Source organism: Chloracidobacterium thermophilum B, from assembly GCF_000226295.1.
Taxonomy (GTDB): Bacteria; Acidobacteriota; Blastocatellia; order Chloracidobacteriales; family Chloracidobacteriaceae; genus Chloracidobacterium; species Chloracidobacterium thermophilum.
The window spans coordinates 1909944-1927832 of the sequence record NC_016024.1; the positions used below are offsets into that span (position 1 = coordinate 1909944).

Sequence of the window (17889 nt, forward strand, 5' to 3'; positions counted from 1 at the left end):
ACTCTGCCGTTTGGCGACGGATGTGCACGCCGTACGCCTGGCTCTGGCTCACCTTTCTTTTCGCACTTGCCGGGTCAGGGCAGGCCCAAACCGCCAGACCAACCGTGGTCTATGACCTTGTTCCACAGGCGCCCAACAGCCATCTCATCACCGTCACCCTGCGTTACGCCCCGCCGGAACCGGTCAGGCACCTTGATGTGGCGCTTCCGGCCTGGCGTCCGGGACGGTACCAGATTCAAAACTACGCGCGGAACATCCGCGACTTCCGGGCAACCGACCAGACCGGACGGCCGCTGCCGTGGGAAAAAACTGACAAATCCACGTGGCGCGTCCAGTGTGGCGCCAGCCGTGAAGTCCGCATCTCCTACGCCTGCTATGCCAACACCCTCGATGCCGGCTCGACGCTCTGGAACGACGAGGAGCTGTACTGGAACGGCACCAACCTGCTGATGTATGTCGTTGGGAAAAAAGACCTTTCGGCGCGCCTGTCGCTGACGCTGCCCGCCGGCTGGCGCTGTGCCTGTCCGCTCAGAAAAGTCGCCGAACCGTTTGTCTATGAAGCGCCCGACTACGACACGCTGGCGGACGCGCCCGGCATTGCCAGTCCAACCCTCGACATCGTTCGGTTTGAGCATGCCGGCACGGCCTACTTTATGGCGTTCCAGGGGCCGGTGAGCCTTCCGCTGACCGAACTGGCTGAGTCCATACGGCGCATCGTGGCGGTGACGGTGGAGATGTTCGGCGGCAAAGCGCCCTTTGCCGACTACTGGTTTCTCTACCACGTCATCCCCGGCGGCCGTTTTCACGGCGTCGAGCACCTCAACTCGACGAGCATCACCGTCCCGGCAAGCGTGTTTGCGGAACGTATCCAGCGTTTCTACAACATCACGGCGCACGAGTTTTTCCATGCCTGGAATGTCAAGCGCATCCGTCCGCAGGTGCTGGGGCCCTTTGATTACAGTCAGGAAGTGTACACCCGCAACCTCTGGGTGGCGGAAGGGGTGACGAGTTACTACGACGATCTGCTGTGTCGGCGGGCGGGCGTGCTGTCGGTTGAGGACTACCTGCGCGCCCTGGGAACGACGATTGCCACGCAGCAACGGACGCCGGGGCGACTTGTCACACCGGTCACGGCTGCCAGTTTTGACGCCTGGCTGACGCCGGACGACACCAATGTGCGGGTGGATTTCTACACCAAGGGGGCGCTGGTGGCGCTGCTGCTCGACCTTGACATCCGGCGACGCACTGGCGGTGCCAAATCCCTCGACGACGCCATGCGCTGGCTGTACACCACTTATGCCGAACGCGGGCGCGGCTATCCCGAAAACGGCATGCAACTGGCCGTTGAAGCCGTAGCCGGAACGAGTTACACCGACTTCTTCGCGCGGTATGTGGACGGCACGGACGAACTGCCTTATGGGGAGTACCTGGCAGCCGTCGGGCTGGAACTCGTCGAGACGCTGTCGCCCACGCAGCCCAAAGCGTCGCTGGGCATCGAGTTGTCCGGGGATGAGAAACAGACCGTAATTGCCAATGTCTTTCCCGGCGAGGCCGGTTTCCAGGCGGGTCTCGACCGGGGCGACATCCTTGTGGCGCTTGACGGCGAACAGGCTACGCTGACCACAGTGCCCCAGTTGCTGAAACAGCGGCAACCCGGCGAGACCGTCAGAGTGCTGGTGTTCCGGCGCGGCAAGCTGCGGGAATTCGCAGTGACGCTTCAGAAAGAAACGCGCCTGGATTTCCAGGTACGCCCTGTGTCAGCGCCAACGCCTACCCAGACCCGGCTCTATCGGGCCTGGTTGGGTCTGGCTTCGGCATCCGGTTGAGCTTGCCGTCGGCACAATAAAGCCTCCACGCTGCTCACCGGTGTGCGACGTGGAGGCTCAAGTGTCACGCCCTATGTGTGGGCGTCATCTCATACTCAGGCGGTTGCCGGATTGTCCCCGGCCGCCACGGGCGGAATCAGTGGGTTGACAACAGAGGGACGTACCGCATCCGTCTTGGCTTCTTCGCGGTCACTGCTGCCGGTCGGTTCGTCATCCAGCGGCAGCCCGGCCACCAGCCGCCGGACCTGAATAGCATCAAGCGATTCACGTTCGAGCAGCGCCTCTGCCAGCCGCACGAGCGCATCTTTGTTGTCCAGGATGATCTGCCGCGCACGGTTGTACTGCTCCATGACGATGCGTTTCACTTCCTGGTCAATCTTGATCGCCGTGTCTTCGCTGTAATCCTGATGCTGCGCGATTTCGCGGCCGAGAAAGATTTGCTCTTCCTTCTTGCCAAAGGTCAGCGGGCCGAGTTGCGACATGCCGAATTCGCACACCATTCGCCGGGCTAGTTCAGTGGCCCGCTCCAGGTCATTGGCCGCTCCGGTTGTAACGTGATTGAGGAAGATTTCCTCAGCCAGGCGACCGCCCATGAGGATGGCAATCTGTCCCTCGATGTACTCGCGGGTGTGAGAGTAGCGGTCAGCTTCGGGCAACTGCTGCGTCAGGCCCAGCGCCATGCCGCGCGGGATGATGGTGATTTTGTGCACCGGGTCGGCATTCGGCACTTTGATACCGACGAGCGCGTGTCCGGCTTCGTGATAGGCCGTGTTGCGCTTTTCTTCGTTGGACATCACCATCGAGCGCCGTTCGCTGCCCATGATGACCTTGTCTTTGGCCCACTCGAAATCCCGCATGGTGACAAACTTCTGGTTGTTGCGGGCGGCATTGAGCGCAGCTTCGTTGACAAGGTTGGCCAGGTCAGCGCCGGTGAAACCGGGTGTGCCACGGGCAATGACGGAAATATCCACGTCGTCCCCAAGCGGAATCTTGCGCGTGTGGACGGCCAGAATCCCCTCGCGTCCCTTGACATCGGGACGGTTGACGACCACCCGGCGGTCGAAGCGCCCGGGCCGCAGCAGCGCCGGGTCGAGCACGTCGGGCCGGTTGGTTGAGGCAATCAGGATGACGCCGTCGTTGGATTCAAAGCCATCCATTTCGACAAGCAACTGGTTGAGCGTCTGCTCGCGCTCATCGTGGCCGCCACCCAGACCGGCACCCCGGTGCCGGCCAACGGCGTCAATCTCATCAATGAAGATGATGCACGGCGCATTTTTCTTGCCCTGCTCAAACAGGTCGCGCACCCGCGACGCCCCGACGCCGACGAACATCTCCACGAAATCCGAACCGGAAATGGAGAAAAACGGCACGTTGGCTTCGCCGGCGACTGCGCGGGCCAGCAGCGTCTTGCCCGTTCCGGGCGGGCCCATCATCAGGATGCCTTTCGGAATGCGGCCGCCCAGTTTCTGGAACTTCTGCGGTTCCTTGAGAAACTCAATGATTTCCTGGAGTTCTTCCTTTGATTCTTCAACCCCGGCGACATCCTTGAAGGTGATGCGCTTGGCCTGGTTGGAAAGCAGCCGTGCCCGGCTTCGCCCAAAGGAAAGCGCCTTGTTGCCGCTCCCCTGCATCTGGCGCATCATCAGAAAGACAAAACCAATGAGCAGGAACACCGGCAGGTAGTACAGCAGAATGGTCAACCATATCCCGCTTGCGGCCGGCTTGCCCTGCACCTTGATGTCTTTCTCTGCCATGCGCTTCATCAAGTCGCCGGAAACGTTAGCCACGATGTCAGTCCGAAACGGCTTGCCGTTGACATACTTACCCGTGACTTCCGTATCCGAGATGACGGCCTCCTGGATTTCCTTGGCCTCGATCTTCTTAATGAGGGTCGCATAGTCAGGGTTGTCTTCCTTGAGCTGTCCGGTGCGGTGGAGCAAGCTCCAGAACAACACACCGCCAGCAATAATGACGATCCAGAGAACTACTTGTCGGACTGCCGTATTCAACGTCGCGCCTGCCTTTCCGTTTCAGTCTTCGCTTGTCTCGCTGTGAAGCTGACCGAGAAGCCGTTGCGTAAGCTTGTGGCGTGCGCCGGGTCGGCACGCCGGGTTGGGCCACTGACTTTACACGAACGGCTTTTCCGAGGGAAAGCCGTCGCGTCGTCTCACTGGCGGGAAGCGGCTCCCGCCTGCCTGCAATATAAGCCAACCGTCACGCTTCGGTGAACACCAGCGCGTCGGCGATCCGCCGTACCTGGCGTCCACCGGTCAAATCCACGCATTTTCCAATTGCATCACCGGGAAGAAGGGTCTGCTCGATGGCGGTGATGTGCCGGGAGGCTACGGCTGGATATTCTGCCTGTTGCGCCACAGCATGCAAGACCCGGCGGCGGATGGGCGGTGGCAAAACCAGCAGTTCACTTACCGGCAGCGCCAGTCGCCCGCCGGCGCGGCGCGCATGCTGTTTGAGCCAACTCTGGGCCAGCGTCATGAGGTACTGCTGGTCTTCGCGCGCCTGGGCGGCCAGCCGCGCCAGCGCACTGCCGACCTGTGGGTTGAGCTGTTCGAGTTCGGGCAGCACGCGGTGCCGCAGCCGATTGCGTGCCCGTGACAGGTCGTGGTTGGTTACATCCTCCCGAAACCGTACTCCGTGGTACCGGGCGTAGGCGACAATCTGCCGGCGCGAGACCGTCAGGAGCGGTCGGATCACCTGCACCGGCGTCCCGGCGGCGAGCGGCCGTAACGGCGCAATGGCAGTCAGGCCGGCAAGACTCGTCCCCCGCACGAGGCGGAGCAGAACCGTCTCGGCCTGATCGCTCTGGGTATGTGCAGTGGCGACGAAAGCCGCGCCCAGACGCTCTGCCGTCCGTCGCAGAAACGCATACCGCACCTGTCGGGCCACGGCTTCCAGGTTGCCGCCGCCAGACGCCACAGACTGGGCAATGTCAGCGCGCTCCACGGTCCAGTCCAGCCCCATCTGCGCGGCCGTTTCGGCAACCAACTGCGCATCGGCAGTGGACGCCTCCCCACGGAGACCATGGTTGAGATGAGCGACATGCAGGCATTGCGCCCGGCAGTCTCCACACCAGGTGTGCAGGGCGTGGAGCAGCGTCATGGAATCGAGTCCGCCCGACACGGCCACCACCACCCCGGCGGACGGAAATCCCGCCACCTGACGCAGCCAGGCCACATTCAAAATGGATTCAGCCGTGAACTTCATCCCACACCACGCCGGAACGGGGGTTACTCGTCATCAAGCGGTGGGTAATCAAAGGGGTGATTGGCCAGTACGGCCCGCATGTTGATCTGTCCGAGCAGTGTTTCCAGAAAGGTGGCGAGCAGGTGAATGGTCTTGAGCAGTTCTTCGAGGTTGCGCGCCGACTGGACGGTATCCAGAAAACGGTCGTATTCGTCCCAGTCCTTGTACATCAGAAAACGCAACGATGTGTCCCGAAAGAGCGTGATGCGCTCGATAAGCGGGGCAACGGCGGTCTTTTCCGGTCGGGACTCGAAGCGGCGCAGGTGGCAGAGCAACCGCCAGATGTCCTCGCGCAGGTGGAGAGACTGTTCGAGTTTGGTCTGGAACATGTCGAAGGCGGTTGCCCCATCGAAACCCGGATCGAAGACAACGGCCAGCGCCACCAGCGATTGTTGGAAGCAGTCGCGGAGCAGCCCGTGGGCATTTTCCACCCGCGCGTAAATGGGCGGCGCCTGATTGAGTTCCGCAAAGCCGGCGAGTTCGCGCCCGTAAATCTTCTGGAGTTCCATTTCCAAGGCATATACCGTCGCGTCAAACGCATCGGTGACATCCGGCAGCAGATTGGGCAGGCGCATCAGGCGGTTTTCGATGAACTCAATCAGGGCTTCCGTCTCAGCGCGTACCAGGATGAAAATGGGCAGCGTGCCTTTGAGGGGGCGGTCCTGACGCAGATCATCCTGGATGAAGTCGAGGTAGCGTAAGAAACGATAAAAGCTGCTGAAGACGTGCCGCAGGTCCTGGCGCAGGGCGAGATCGGACAGCCCCAGGAGCAGTTTTCGCAGCGCCTCAGACTGGATTTCCGGCTTGAGCGTCCGCATCTCCGGCTGGGCAGCCAGACGGCAACCACTCCGTTCAATAGACTGGTTCAACAGACGCCCGACAGCCGTGAACGTGTGGTAGCCAACCGGCTTTGTCCGCACCAAATCCTCCACAACCGTCCGAACATCAAAGAGCGATTCCGTCAACTGGTACAGCGCCGTGACCAGCGCCGTGTCAGCCGGCGTCAGCTTTGGGGAAAGTGCAGGGTCACTTTTGAGCGTTGGCGCCTGTAAAGCCCCGATGATTTCAGTGGACAGATAGTTCAGCCGCAGCAGTGACTGGCGCACAATGCGCAGTTCTTCGGTAAAGTCCCGCTGGGCAAGGGCAGCCCGGCCCTGCTCTGAAAGTGGATGCAGATCAACCCGAAAAAAACACGCCATGCTTTGAAGCAGCATGTCGAGTTCAAACAGCCACCGCTGCCCCGTGCCGGTCAGTGTGGTTTCACGGACAGGGGGCGGCAGCGCAGTTGTCTCCGCTACGACCTCATCCACTGTCGTCGTTACTGGCTGGGCATCGTTCATGGGACAGGGCCAAGGTGCAGGAACAGAGGTGAAAGAAAACTGATGGGCTGAAGAGAAGATAGAACAGAAAATAATGTAAACCGGCAGGATTGTATAGCCACTTACCTTGGAGTCCCGGACTGGTATCAGTCCACCCTGGATTCAATCCGCCAGGCTGGATGGAGAAGCAAAAAACGCCGCCAGATGCCGCTTCAGCTCCAGTTTGGCACGAAATAAGCGCGATTTGACCGTGCCAACGGCCACGCCCAGCACTTCGGCAATCTCCTCACAACTGAGTCCGTCGTATTCCTTCAGCACAAGGGTATCCCGAAACTCCGGCGGCAGGCGTTCCAGGGCGGCACGCACCAGCCGGGATCGCTCCCGAACTTCAAACATCACATCCGGCCGCCCTACTGCCTGCGGGTTCCAAACTGGCATCGGAACGAATACCGCCGGAACCGTTGCCAGTCGCCTTGAGGGATTCCCCGACGGTCCGGTTTCTTGGTCTGCCAGCGCCCCTCCCGTTGACTTTGCCAAAATCATCAGGGTTTTATGCACTCCTATTCTCCGGCTCCGTGCTGAAGCCTTTACCCCGGACAGCTTCAGGCGCGAGCCGCCTGTCCGGGAACGGACTCGGTAAAGGCTTGTTCCACAAGGAGTTCCAATTCACTGCCAATTTACTGCCAATTTACTGCCAATCCACTGCCAATCCACTTAGCCCTCGGCGAGGAACAGCACGGTGCCGCGGCCTTTTCCCGTTTGACGGATCAAACCGAGTCCTCGGAGACGCTGAAGATCACTTTTGAGTTCGTTTACGTCGAGTTGCAAAGCCTGTTGAATCTTCTTCCGCCCAATCCCTGGCCGTTCTGAGAGCAACTGCAGAATCTTCCGCTGGCGCTCTGTCAAATCCTGCCTGACTTGCTGCGGCGGGATGTAGCGACTGGGTCGAAAGCGCACAAGCACCAGGTCAGGGCCTTCCTCAATTTCGGGACGCGGGAGGCCGGCTTGCTGTGTCAGTTCCGCCATCTTCAGCGTGCCCCGGCCCCACGATTCGATAATGCCGCGGCGGTGGAACACCCGCGCGATCAGCGGGTTCCACGGCATCCACCCGGCGCTTTTCGTTTTCGGCCTGCGCTTCCTGCGGTGGAACACCCGCGCAATCAGCGGGTTCCACGGCCGCGATTCGTGAGGCTGAAATAACTGCTCCGGCGTCAAGCCAAAGTGCAGGTTGCCAGTGGAGGTGATCTCCAAACGATCCTGATAGATGGCCAGGCTCACCGACCCGCCGCCGCTGCTGTAGTCGCGGTGACACAGGGCGTTGGCCAACGCCTCCCGCAGGGCGACCGGCGGATACAGCGGGTCGTCAATGCGCTCGAACAGCCCCGGCACGATCCGACCCGCGATCGGCAGGTTCTCCCGCAGAAAGCGTTCCGCTTTCTGCAGCAACTCGAAGGCGTGCCCGTGGAACTGGCGATTGTCCAGAAATTCGCCCTTATCGATCCCCTTGAACTTCGCCACCCGCAGCAGACATTGGGGAAACTCCGCCTCAATCCGCGGCTGCTGGCCAAACAAGACCACCGCCGCCCGCAACAGGACACCATCCCGTGACAGCCCTAAACCGCGCAGCAACTCCAGCGGGTCGCGCGTGCCGGGTTCCTCCAGCCGGCCTCGGCGGATGGCTTCATCAATGGTGCGGGTGAGTTCGGTTCGGTCGAGATCGGCGACCGTCCACCTGTCTGCGGGTTCGGTCTCCCAGCGGCGCTCGCCGTGGAAGCGCTCGATCAAAATCCGGTTGTACTCGTCCCGGCTCATTCTGGGGCTGGTGTTACCGACCCGCTTGTACGCCTGTCCCTTGTAGCTGTACGGCCGGTTCGGGCCCGTCGAGACTTCAACAACGATGACTTGCCAGCCCGGCTTCACGTCCACGCGGTCGATCTGAGGGAAAACCGTCGGCTCGATCTGCTGGATTTCCTGGGCCAGTTCCTCAATGGTGCGATCTGAAACCGGCTGGCCGACAATCTGCCCCAAGGGATCGACGCCGAACAGCACGCGCCCGCCGCGCTGGTTGAGCATGGCGCAAAGGTCGTGCATCGCCTCCGAACGCTGGCCGGTGGTCTTCTTGAACTCCAGCGTTTCCGATTCGCCGGCCGCGACGAGTTGTTGCAGTTGTTCGAGCGTCATCACATCGCCCTCCCGACGATCCGCTCGGCGTCCGGCACCCGCAACTCGCCGGAGATCAGCTTCGGCAACAGTGCAGACCGCAACGCGGCGAGGATGCGGGATTCCAAGATGCTCTCTTGAAGTCGGCCGATCATCGGCTTGAACCGGTCAGTGAACGTCCCGGCCACTTCGGGTAATCCACAGTGGGTTCGAGTCCCTCTTGGGAGGCTACCGGCTGGTATCAGCCCACCCTGGATTCAATCCGCCGGGCTGGATGGAGAAGCAAAAAACGCCGCCAGATGCCGCTTCAGCTCCAGTTTGGCGCGAAATAAGCGCGATTTGACCGTGCCAACGGCCACGCCCAGCACTTCGGCAATCTCCTCACAACTGAGGCCGTCGTATTCCTTCAGCACGAGGGTATCCCGAAACTCCGGCGACAGACGTTCCAGGGCCTCGCGCACCAGCCGGGATCGCTCCTGGGCTTCAAACATCACATCCGGCCGCTCTACCGCCTGCGGTTCCCGCACGGGCAGCGGCTCATCATTCGGCTCTGGCGCGACCATCACCCGGTGTTCACTCCGGCGCGTATCGCTGACCAGACGATTGAATGCGATCCGGTACAGATAGGTCTTGACCGAAGCCTCACCACGCCAACTCCCGGCATGTTCCACCAGAGCAACAAAGACATCCTGGCATAGCTCCTCAGCCCGTACAGGTGAGTCCAAACGGCGCGCCAGAAAACGGTAGATGGCCATCCGGTAGCGTTGATAGAGCTGGCTGAACGCCTGTTCATCGCCCTGCTGAAACGCGCGCAGGAGTTCTTCATCAGTAGCCATGACCGGCTCGTGGGGTAACGAGCATTTTTTCAACCGGTGGACAGCGCCAGGGCCAGGCAAGACAGCCTGCCCGGCACCAGCGGCCTGGTACGATGGCAGCGACCACTACTTCTTGAAGAGCTTGTCAAGAAAACCACCGCTTTTGTTGGATTTGATGGCATCGAGTCCCTTGCGCGCGGCTTTGGAGTCAGGATCGAGGCGCAGGGCCTCATTGAACATTTTTTCCGCCTGAAGGTTCATGTTGGCGCGGGCATAGAGTTGCCCCAGCGCCACGAGGGGAGCGGGGTTGAACTGGTCCAACTCGGCCGCTTTCTTGAGGGACTGTTCAGCTTCGCGCTGCATCTTGGGATGCGCCGCAAGCGTCGTGCCCAGCAGCAAGTGGTAGCGGGGAGCGTTCGGGTTGAGGGTCACGGCTTCCCGCAGCAACGCCACAGCACCGGCAAAATCACGGTTGGCAATTTTGGTACGGGCGTCCTGAAAGGCCTGCTCTGCCCGGGCCTCGCGCTGCGCTGTCGTTTCGGCCGGTGGCGGCGGTGGGGCGCTTCCCCGTGGCGTTGGGGTGGCGGCGGACAGTGGCATGGGGGCGAGAACGGCAGGCTTTTCACCGGCGTCCCGGATGGCTTCGTAGGCTTCTGTAATCCGCGCAAAAATTGCCTCCACCTGGCGGCGCGTCTCCAGGGTGGCACTGAGGTGGCGGTCAGGGTGGAAGTCCTTGGCCAGCCGGTAGTAGGCATCCCGAATCTCATCCCGCGTGGCGTGGGGTGAGATCCCCAGGATTTCATAGGGATCATTTGTGGTATCAAGCCGGGCCTGCATTGCCAGCAACATGTTGACAGCCTTGAGGGAGCCAGTGCGCTTGGCGGCCGCATCCGCAGCCCGTGGGGGCACAATCGGCGGCGCACTCACGGCCTGTTCAACCACTTCGGCCGGAATTTCCATCTGCCCGGTCTCCCGGTTGAGGACCGGCGCGGCGTGGCGTTCCAGAATTCCTGCCGAAATCAAGCCGTACAGTGCCTGCAGGACAACATTCGGGGGGGCGTTGACGAGCATCATCGCCTGCAACACGTTCATGGGAATGTTGATGCCATTCACCAACTGGCGCTCGATGGGCTTGAGCGACAACGACTGGGTGCGCAGCAGGGGGTTGTTCGACGGACCAATCAGGCGGTTCAAATCACCCATCCCCCGCTGGATGACACTGAAATCCCGGATGCGGCGGACGCCTTCCAGAATGATGTTTGCCGTCGAAAGCTCCAGCCGCAGGTCGTCCGGCACCGGCTTCTCCTGAGCCGTGAAGTGATACTGCCCACTCGTCCACTCGAACATCGAGTAAATGATGCCCAGAATCTGAAAGGTGACGGCGTTGGACAAGTCCCGTTCAGAAATGATGCCCTGCTCCACCAGCACGCGGCCAAACCGCTTCCCACGGGTCATGGCGGCCGAGGCCCGCTGGAAGTCTTCCTGTGACAGCAGGCCATAACGCATCATGCTTTCGCCAATGCGGTCGGCGCGGTCGTTGCTTCGCGCAAACACAATGGCACCCAGCTCAAAGTAAATGGATTTGGTGAGCGCCTGGTGGTTCACTGTCAGCTCGCCGCTCAGACGCCGGGTGTAAATCCGCCGGATGACATCCGGCAGCGCATCCTGAATGAGATCACCCTGCAACAGTGGACTCGTCACGGCACACTCCTCTTGGGTTCAGGTGAGTGGAGTCAGCCCCTTGGACGGCCAGCTTCACCCCGCCTGTATCATTCCACTTCCACAGCCTCACCGTCCTTGCCCTTGATGATCGGGTCAGACGGTCGCGCCCGCTCTCCCTGGCGGTCCGCTCCGCGCAACACACCACTATCGTCCATCAGGAACGAACGCCGCCCGGTTTCCCGGTAACGTTCCGGCACCGCATGAATCTGAAACGTCGGGGGAACCGTCTGGTTGTTGACCACCACCTCGATGCGATAGCCCCGGTAACGCCCATCGGCGAGTCCGGTAATCTCCCCTGCCCGGCGCAACTCAGCCAGCGTGCCAAAACGATTCTGCCCGACGCCTAACGCATAGCGTGCCTGGGCTTCCTGCAACTGACTGAGCAAGGGTAACACGGCCGCTTCATTGGCAGCGACCCGGATTTCAAACAACCGGTCAAGATCAAACACTTCATCAGTTTGCCCGCCAAAATCAGCGGCATACAGGGCAACGATGCGCCAGGTCTTGAGTTTCCGGTCACGGGTGAGCACCACACTGATCACCACGGGCCTGGCCTCTTCGCTGTTGAGGGACGCCCGCAACTCGACCACCGACAGGTTTTCTTCCGTGATGTCCCGAAAGGCGATGTTGCCGACGATGCGCGTTCCCGAACGCAGCAGCATCTCACGCGCCCCGCTCCCCGTGATGACGGACTCCACCCGGACACCCCGTCCAGCCAGCCGGCCGAGGGGGTGATCGCCCAGCAGCGCCTGCCGGATGTCATTGTAGGCGGCGCTGTCGTTGGTCGCCAGACTGGAGAGCGTCGCCTGGGCGCGGTCAGTAAAAAAGGCCCGGATGGTCGGGTCATCCCCCCGAAAGAAGGCTTCAACGCAGGACGCGACAATATCCACCGGACGCAGTTCGCGGGAACGTTGGGAAGCGGCTGCGGCCACAACCGGTCCGGCGAATGATTCCGGCCGGGCTGACAGTTCCAACCGCTCTCCCCAGGCCGGGAGAGCAACCAGAGGGGTGAGCAGACTGAGGGGGCTGACACCCAGGACACAGGCAAAACGAAAAAGACGCCAACCACAGGCTGGCGTGCGTGTTTGAGAAGGATAAGCACTCTGCATAGGCATCATCATTATGGATTGTTCCGGTGCGTTTCAAGCTGGCCTCTGGGCAGGGCCATTTGACAGCGCCGCCGGATGCGTTCACCTTGGTCATGACTTATCATACGTCCGCCCAGAGGTGTGGCAGCTTTGGGGACGCCACTGGCCAGGAGAAGTTGCCCGAAGAGGGGCAGTCAAATGCTGGACGTGACGGCATCCGCATGGAGGTGGGAAACCACCCCCTGGGTTGCCGCATCGCATGCTGTGCCATGTACGACCGAGTGATCCGCCTGCGCGGGAGTGAAACCTACGAACTGGCAACCCGTACCCGTTTCGGTTACGAACTCGATCCCAGCCGCAACTTTGGCATCCGGCTCGTCGTGCGGGCCTACGTCGTGGCTGAGGACTACAGTATTGAAGATTTTGCGGCCATGGTGCGGAATGAAGCGGCGCGCCGTGAAGAAACACAGCGTTTTCGGGCAGCCTTTGCGCTTGACAGCCGCGATCTCGACGCTCCCTACCCCGAATCCCACCCGGAACCTGAGCCACCGCCGACCACGCCGCCCGCCGACCTGCCGCCCAAGCCATAACGCCTGACACGTGAGGCGGTGGTGCGCGGTGGTTTCCCGGAACTGCCCCGGCCACAAAAGTAACCAAGGAGTGACAGGCAAGCTATGGAAACCCTGCCCCCAACGATGAGCCGTCAACCCTCCTCCGCACCGGATGGACATCTGTCCCCCCACGGGGCCACCCCCTCGGCCGCGTCCCCGGTTCACCGTTTCACGCCATGCACAGAGCCTTTCCGGTGGGAAGGCATCCCTGTTACGGCATACCAGTCCACCCCGGCGACCGCTGCCGACTTTTCCGGTATTACCCGGCAGACGCTGTTTGGTCACAGCGGAGAAACCATTGGTTTTGAAGTGCGCTACTTTGAGATTGCCCCCGGCGGCTGGTCATCCCTCGAATGCCACGAGCATGCCCATGCTGTCATCGGGCTGCGCGGGTCTGGGAAAGTGCTGCTGGGGGACACCGTACAGACGCTGGGGTTTCTTGACCTGGCCTACATTGGGGCCAACTGCGTTCACCGCCTGGTCAATGACGGGACGACACCGTTCGGCTTCCTGTGCATTGTGGATGCGAAACGAGACCGTCCGCGCCGTCTCCGTCCGGCCGATGTACCGGAACTGCTGGCCAATCCCGTGTTGGCTCCGCTCATTCAGCGGGCAGTGCCTCCGGTGCAAGAAGATGCCATTCAGACAACACCCCGCGCTGACCAGACCTGAGAAAGGGTGCGGCTTGACACTTTTTTTTGACCGGTGGTAGCTTTTTTCGACATCTTTTTTTCAAAAAAACCAATGGTTTATGGGCAAGCGGCGGCCAGTTCATGGACTTGATGAACGTAGTCACGAGCTACTTCTGGCGCTCGTTCGCCTCCACATTGCCACAGGCGAACCCATTGGCTCGCGGACGCTCTCCAAACAAACCGGTCAAAAGCTGAGCCCGGCCTCTATCCGCAACATCATGGCAGATTTGGAGGAGCAGGGTTATCTGACCCAGCCGCACACCTCCGCCGGACGGGTTCCAACCGACCGTGGCTACCGCTACTATGTGGACACACTGCTGGCGGATTTCGACGCACGTCCTTCCCGGACAGATGAAGAAATCATCCAGCGCAGCCTGTTTTCCGATCCGACGGTGACTGGCGAGGATGTCTTGGCCCGCGCCTCCCACGTCCTTTCCAACCTGTCGTCGCACGTCGGGATCGTGCTCTCTCCGCCACTTTCCCGTGACATCCTGCAACACATTGAGTTTATCCGTCTCGAAGCCCGCCGCGTCCTGGTGGTGGCCGTGTCACGTACCGGACTGGTCCGCAACTTCGTGGTGCGCCTTGACGAAGACCTCTCACCGAGCGAGTTGGAACGCACGGCCAACTACATTGTCGAAAACTTTGCCGGGCGGAGTCTGGCGGATATTCGCGTCGAATTGCTCAAGCGAATGTCAGAAGAAAAGCATCTCTATGACCGGCTGCTCAGGAATGCCCTTGTGCTGTGCAACCGGGATTTGGGCAATGGTGCGACCGAAAGCGATGTGTATGTGGATGGCACGGTCAACATGCTTGATGCCCCGGAGTTTGCCGATGCTGCCCGTATGCGGGCGCTCTTTCGCATGTTCGAGGAAAAAGGGCGGTTGGTCAAAATCATCAATGCCTGTCTGGCACAGGCCGAAACCACCCGGGGGATCGTGGTGCAAATTGGTATGGAGCATCACGTACCCGGCTTGCGGGACTGTGCCATCGTGACAGCTCCCTATCACTATCGGCATGATTCCGTTGGGAGCTTCACGGTCGTCGGTCCGATGCGCATGAAGTACGGGCGGGTGATGCGTCTGGTCGGCTACATGGCAAAAATGTTTGACCAACTGCTGAACGACGCCCCTTCTTCCCCGTTTCCCCCGGCGCTTGTCGGGCCGCAGCCCGTGGGTTCGCTGGCAGGCCAGATTGAAATCGTGAACCTGTCCAGCCGCTATAATCTGGTCGGGGGATGAATGAGCAGGCAGGGTTTGGAATCGTGAGAGTTGGTTAGGCGATACTTGATGCCGTCTCCACAACATCCTTTCAGTCAAGGATTTCTGGTCTGGCAACCAAACTTCAGGGCGCAGTGAAGCGGTTGTGCCACAATATCCGGCAGGTCGTTATGGTATTGCCTTCGGCACGCCCGTCAGACCTGCTTTGAGGAGGACAATCCGGTGAATACTCCCGTGGGCAATGTTATGCCGAAGCTGGATACACCACCCAAACGACGCACCATTGAAATTGAGCTTCCCATGGAAGTCCATCCAGCGGACGCGGGGCCGGAAGCCACTGCCTCCTCACCAGCGGCTTCTGTTCCGGGTCAGCCGAATAACCCGGTGGTTTTGGATGTCCTTGAACCGGGGGAAGAAAGCACGGGAGAGCCGGCGACAGTTTCTTCAACTTCCAGTGCAGCCGGAACAGCCACGGAAACGGCTGCCGCCTGTCCGCCCCCGGCATCGGCGGCTTCCCAGGAGACAGAACCGGCGACAGCGCCAACAGAAAGTCTCCCGGCCGGGAGCACCACCAGCGGCAGTCACGCTTTTTCTGAAGACGAAACCATCAGGCTGCTGATGGACCTCGCCAGCCTGCAGGAAGACCTCGAACGCGCCCGCGAGCAGACCACCTCGGCCCGTCGCCACGTCGAGATCGTCCAGGAACAGCTCTCCAAAACGCTCGTCGAAAAAAGTGCCGTCCAGGATCAGCTCCAGCGGTTGATGGCCGAGTTCGAGAACTACCGGCGGCGCGCTGAACGGGAAAAGACCGAAGCGCTGGAACGTGGCAAACAGACAGTCCTGCTGGCGATGCTGGAAGTCCTGGACAACCTCGAACGCGCCTTGGCGACCGGACGGGGGGAAGGGGGGACACTCGCCGATTTTCTGGCCGGGGTTGAACTCATTCAACGCCAGGTTGTGGACAGTTTATCCAGCTTTGGCGTCAAGCCGGTTCCGGCCGTTGGTGAAACTTTTGACCCTACGGTTCACGAGGCAATTGCCACGGACGCAACAGACGAGTACAAACCCAATACCGTCCTGGCTGAACTCAAGCGCGGGTACAAGCTCGGTGATCGGCTGCTGCGCCCGGCAATGGTACGGGTAGCCGTTCGCCCGCCCGCTTCCTGAGTGCCGGACGGCTCAGCTCAGGTAGGCAGACCCCGCACGACAGCACGTTGTGCGCCGTGTCGCGGCGCACCGAAAGTCATTTCTTCACGCATGTCTTCAGGGCATGCCACGGACTGATGTCATGGGCAAAGTTATCGGCATAGACCTTGGTACAACCAACTGCTGCGTCGCCGTCATGGAGGGCGGGACAACACAAATCATTCCCAACAAGGAAGGGGGGCGCACGACGCCCTCGGTTGTTGGTTTTACCGACAAGGGCGAACGACTGGTGGGGCAGATTGCCCGGCGGCAGGCGATTACCAACGCTGCCAACACCATCTATGCTGTCAAGCGCCTCATCGGCCGCAAGTTCAACTCGCCGGAAGTCCAGCGCGCGCGTGAAACCTGTCCCTACGAAATCTGTGAATCCTCAAACGGCGACGCCTGGGTCCGCGCCCAAGGTCGGGCCTACAGCCCCCCGGAAGTCTCGGCCATCATCCTGCAGCGGCTGAAAGCCTCAGCCGAAGATTTCCTCGGCGAACCGGTCGAGGAAGCCATCATCACGGTTCCGGCTTACTTCGATGACTTTCAGCGCCAGGCGACGAAAGATGCCGGCAAGATTGCCGGCCTCAACGTCCAGCGCATCATCAACGAGCCAACGGCGGCGGCGCTGGCCTACGGTGCCGGGCAGCACAAGTCGGAGCGGATTGCCGTTTATGACCTCGGCGGCGGCACGTTTGACGTGTCGGTGCTCGAAATGAACGACGGCGTGTTTGAAGTCCTCTCGACCTGTGGCGATTCCTTCCTGGGCGGCGAGGACTTCGACCAGCGCATCATTGACTGGCTCATTCAGGAATTTCTCCGTGAAACCGGCATTGATCTCCGCACCGACCGGCTGGCTCTCCAGCGGCTGAAGGAAGCCGCAGAACGCGCCAAGTGCGAACTTTCCTCCACGCTTGAAGCCAACATCAACCTTCCCTTCATTGCTGCCGATCCGGCTTCCGGCCCCAAACACCTCAACCTCAACCTGACCCGCGCCAAGTTTGAGGAACTGGTCAAAGACCTGGTTGAACGCACGGTTGAACCCTGCCAGAAAGCCCTGTGGGATGCCCGTCTCAAACCCGAAGACATTGACCAGGTGTTGCTTGTCGGCGGACAAACGCGCTCCCCCATCATTCACGAGTGCGTGAGGAAGATTTTTGGACGCGAACCCAACGCGAGCATCAACCCGGATGAAGTCGTGGCGATTGGCGCTGCCATTCAGGGCGGAGTCTTCACCGGGCAGGTCAAAGACCTCGTCCTGCTCGACGTTATTCCGCTCTCGCTGGGGATTGAAGTTCGCGGAGGGCTGTTCCAGAAGATCGTCGAGCGCAATGCCACGATTCCGGTGCGCAAGTCCCTGACCTTCACCACCGTGGTGGATAACCAGTCCAGCGTTGAAGTGCACGTGCTTCAGGGTGAGCGTGAAATTGCCAAGGGAAACCGCTCGCTGGGACGGTTTGAGCTGATTGGCATTCCTCCGGCCCCGCGTGGTGTTCCGCAAATAGAAGTTACCTTCGAGATTGATGCCGACGGCATCGTGCAGGTCTCCGCACGTGACAAAGCCACCGGACTCGAACAGAACATGCGCGTCACCCCCACTTCGGGGCTGTCCCCCGGCGAGATTGCCAACCTCATTGCCGAGGCCCAGCGCAATGCCGAAAGCGACCGCCAGTTGAAGGAACTCCTGCTGTTGCAAAGCCGCCTGGAGGGACTGCTGCAAAACACCCAGCGGTCGTTCGGTGAGTTTGGCTGGATGCTTCCGGCGGAAGAACAGGAACTCGTGCGGGAGACACTCATCGGCGCCAAGGAAGTCCTCAACATCCAGGACGCGGCTGTGGTCAAACAGTGGCTCGACGCGCTCGAACAGGCCGCCCAGATCATCACCAATGCCATGTTCAATGCGCCGGCAGGCGACCAGCCTCCGCCATCCGAAACCGGCGGCGTGAAGATGTTGACGGAATGACACCCGTCGGAAATGGTAAGGCTG

General features: G+C 60.8%; 15 protein-coding genes. 6 read left to right on the plus strand and 9 right to left on the minus strand.

The window, feature by feature from the left end; all coding sequences use genetic code 11:
• Positions 1-20 precede the first annotated feature (20 nt).
• Complete coding sequence (locus CABTHER_RS07790; RefSeq protein ID WP_014100071.1) at positions 21-1826, plus strand: M61 family metallopeptidase; 1806 nt, start codon at positions 21-23, stop codon at positions 1824-1826.
• A 95-nt stretch (positions 1827-1921) separates the two neighbouring features.
• Here the strand turns inward: CABTHER_RS07790 and ftsH are convergent, their stop codons facing one another.
• From ftsH to CABTHER_RS07830, 9 genes are all read right to left on the minus strand, one after another.
• Entirely contained in the window at positions 1922-3835 is a 1914-nt protein-coding gene (gene ftsH / locus CABTHER_RS07795; RefSeq protein ID WP_049787484.1) for an ATP-dependent zinc metalloprotease FtsH, read from the minus strand.
• Between the two features lie 205 nt (positions 3836-4040).
• On the minus strand, positions 4041-5048 hold the full coding sequence (gene tilS / locus CABTHER_RS07800; RefSeq protein ID WP_014100073.1) for a tRNA lysidine(34) synthetase TilS: 1008 nt from the start codon (positions 5046-5048) through the stop codon (positions 4041-4043).
• A gap of 23 nt (positions 5049-5071) precedes the next feature.
• A complete protein-coding gene (locus CABTHER_RS07805) occupies positions 5072-6427 on the minus strand; it encodes a hypothetical protein (protein ID WP_014100074.1) in 1356 nt (451 codons plus the stop codon).
• A 141-nt stretch (positions 6428-6568) separates the two neighbouring features.
• A complete protein-coding gene (locus CABTHER_RS17235; RefSeq protein ID WP_228374042.1) occupies positions 6569-6844 on the minus strand; it encodes an RNA polymerase sigma factor in 276 nt (91 codons plus the stop codon).
• 276 nt (positions 6845-7120) lie between these two features.
• Positions 7121-8587, minus strand: coding sequence for an RNA-binding domain-containing protein (locus CABTHER_RS07815; protein ID WP_014100076.1), 1467 nt, complete (start codon positions 8585-8587; stop codon positions 7121-7123).
• The gene (locus CABTHER_RS16650) at positions 8587-8754 is read right to left on the minus strand and encodes a restriction endonuclease subunit S (protein ID WP_014100077.1); all 168 of its coding nucleotides are present in this window, start codon (positions 8752-8754) and stop codon (positions 8587-8589) included. The genes CABTHER_RS07815 and CABTHER_RS16650 overlap by 1 nt, the downstream gene beginning before the upstream one ends.
• 69 nt (positions 8755-8823) lie before the next feature.
• The gene (locus CABTHER_RS07820; RefSeq protein WP_014100078.1) at positions 8824-9402 is read right to left on the minus strand and encodes an RNA polymerase sigma factor; all 579 of its coding nucleotides are present in this window, start codon (positions 9400-9402) and stop codon (positions 8824-8826) included.
• Positions 9403-9507: 105 nt separating this feature from the next.
• Positions 9508-11082, minus strand: a complete 1575-nt coding sequence (locus CABTHER_RS07825; protein ID WP_014100079.1) for a DUF4388 domain-containing protein — start codon at positions 11080-11082, stop codon at positions 9508-9510.
• A 68-nt stretch (positions 11083-11150) separates the two neighbouring features.
• Complete coding sequence (locus CABTHER_RS07830) at positions 11151-12212, minus strand: hypothetical protein (RefSeq protein ID WP_014100080.1); 1062 nt, start codon at positions 12210-12212, stop codon at positions 11151-11153.
• Between the two features lie 248 nt (positions 12213-12460).
• Here CABTHER_RS07830 and CABTHER_RS07835 point away from each other — a divergent pair, with 248 nt between their 5' ends.
• From CABTHER_RS07835 to dnaK, 5 genes are all read left to right on the plus strand, one after another.
• Entirely contained in the window at positions 12461-12781 is a 321-nt protein-coding gene (locus CABTHER_RS07835; protein ID WP_041569156.1) for a hypothetical protein, read from the plus strand.
• Positions 12782-12865: 84 nt separating this feature from the next.
• The gene (locus CABTHER_RS07840) at positions 12866-13474 is read left to right on the plus strand and encodes a cupin domain-containing protein (protein WP_014100082.1); all 609 of its coding nucleotides are present in this window, start codon (positions 12866-12868) and stop codon (positions 13472-13474) included.
• A 79-nt stretch (positions 13475-13553) separates the two neighbouring features.
• Positions 13554-14735, plus strand: a complete 1182-nt coding sequence (hrcA, locus tag CABTHER_RS07845) for a heat-inducible transcriptional repressor HrcA (RefSeq protein ID WP_014100083.1) — start codon at positions 13554-13556, stop codon at positions 14733-14735.
• A 201-nt stretch (positions 14736-14936) separates the two neighbouring features.
• A complete protein-coding gene (gene grpE, locus CABTHER_RS15780; protein ID WP_228374043.1) occupies positions 14937-15881 on the plus strand; it encodes a nucleotide exchange factor GrpE in 945 nt (314 codons plus the stop codon).
• A gap of 103 nt (positions 15882-15984) precedes the next feature.
• Positions 15985-17865, plus strand: a complete 1881-nt coding sequence (gene dnaK / locus CABTHER_RS07855) for a molecular chaperone DnaK (protein ID WP_014100085.1) — start codon at positions 15985-15987, stop codon at positions 17863-17865.
• Positions 17866-17889 lie beyond the last annotated feature (24 nt).

Bases quoted from the DNA above. Each gene is read 5' to 3' on its own strand.
- tilS (WP_014100073.1), bottom strand. From the start codon at position 5,048: ATGAAGTTCACGGCTGAATCCATTTTGAATGTGGCCTGGCTGCGTCAG.
- CABTHER_RS07790 (WP_014100071.1), top strand. From the start codon at position 21: ATGTGCACGCCGTACGCCTGGCTCTGGCTCACCTTTCTTTTCGCACTT.
- CABTHER_RS07820 (WP_014100078.1), bottom strand. From the start codon at position 9,402: ATGGCTACTGATGAAGAACTCCTGCGCGCGTTTCAGCAGGGCGATGAA.
- CABTHER_RS07840 (WP_014100082.1), top strand. From the start codon at position 12,866: ATGGAAACCCTGCCCCCAACGATGAGCCGTCAACCCTCCTCCGCACCG.
- CABTHER_RS17235 (WP_228374042.1), bottom strand. From the start codon at position 6,844: ATGCCAGTTTGGAACCCGCAGGCAGTAGGGCGGCCGGATGTGATGTTT.
- CABTHER_RS07805 (WP_014100074.1), bottom strand. From the start codon at position 6,427: ATGAACGATGCCCAGCCAGTAACGACGACAGTGGATGAGGTCGTAGCG.
- dnaK (WP_014100085.1), top strand. From the start codon at position 15,985: ATGCCACGGACTGATGTCATGGGCAAAGTTATCGGCATAGACCTTGGT.
- CABTHER_RS07815 (WP_014100076.1), bottom strand. From the start codon at position 8,587: ATGACGCTCGAACAACTGCAACAACTCGTCGCGGCCGGCGAATCGGAA.
- CABTHER_RS07830 (WP_014100080.1), bottom strand. From the start codon at position 12,212: ATGCAGAGTGCTTATCCTTCTCAAACACGCACGCCAGCCTGTGGTTGG.
- CABTHER_RS07835 (WP_041569156.1), top strand. From the start codon at position 12,461: ATGTACGACCGAGTGATCCGCCTGCGCGGGAGTGAAACCTACGAACTG.
- hrcA (WP_014100083.1), top strand. From the start codon at position 13,554: ATGGGCAAGCGGCGGCCAGTTCATGGACTTGATGAACGTAGTCACGAG.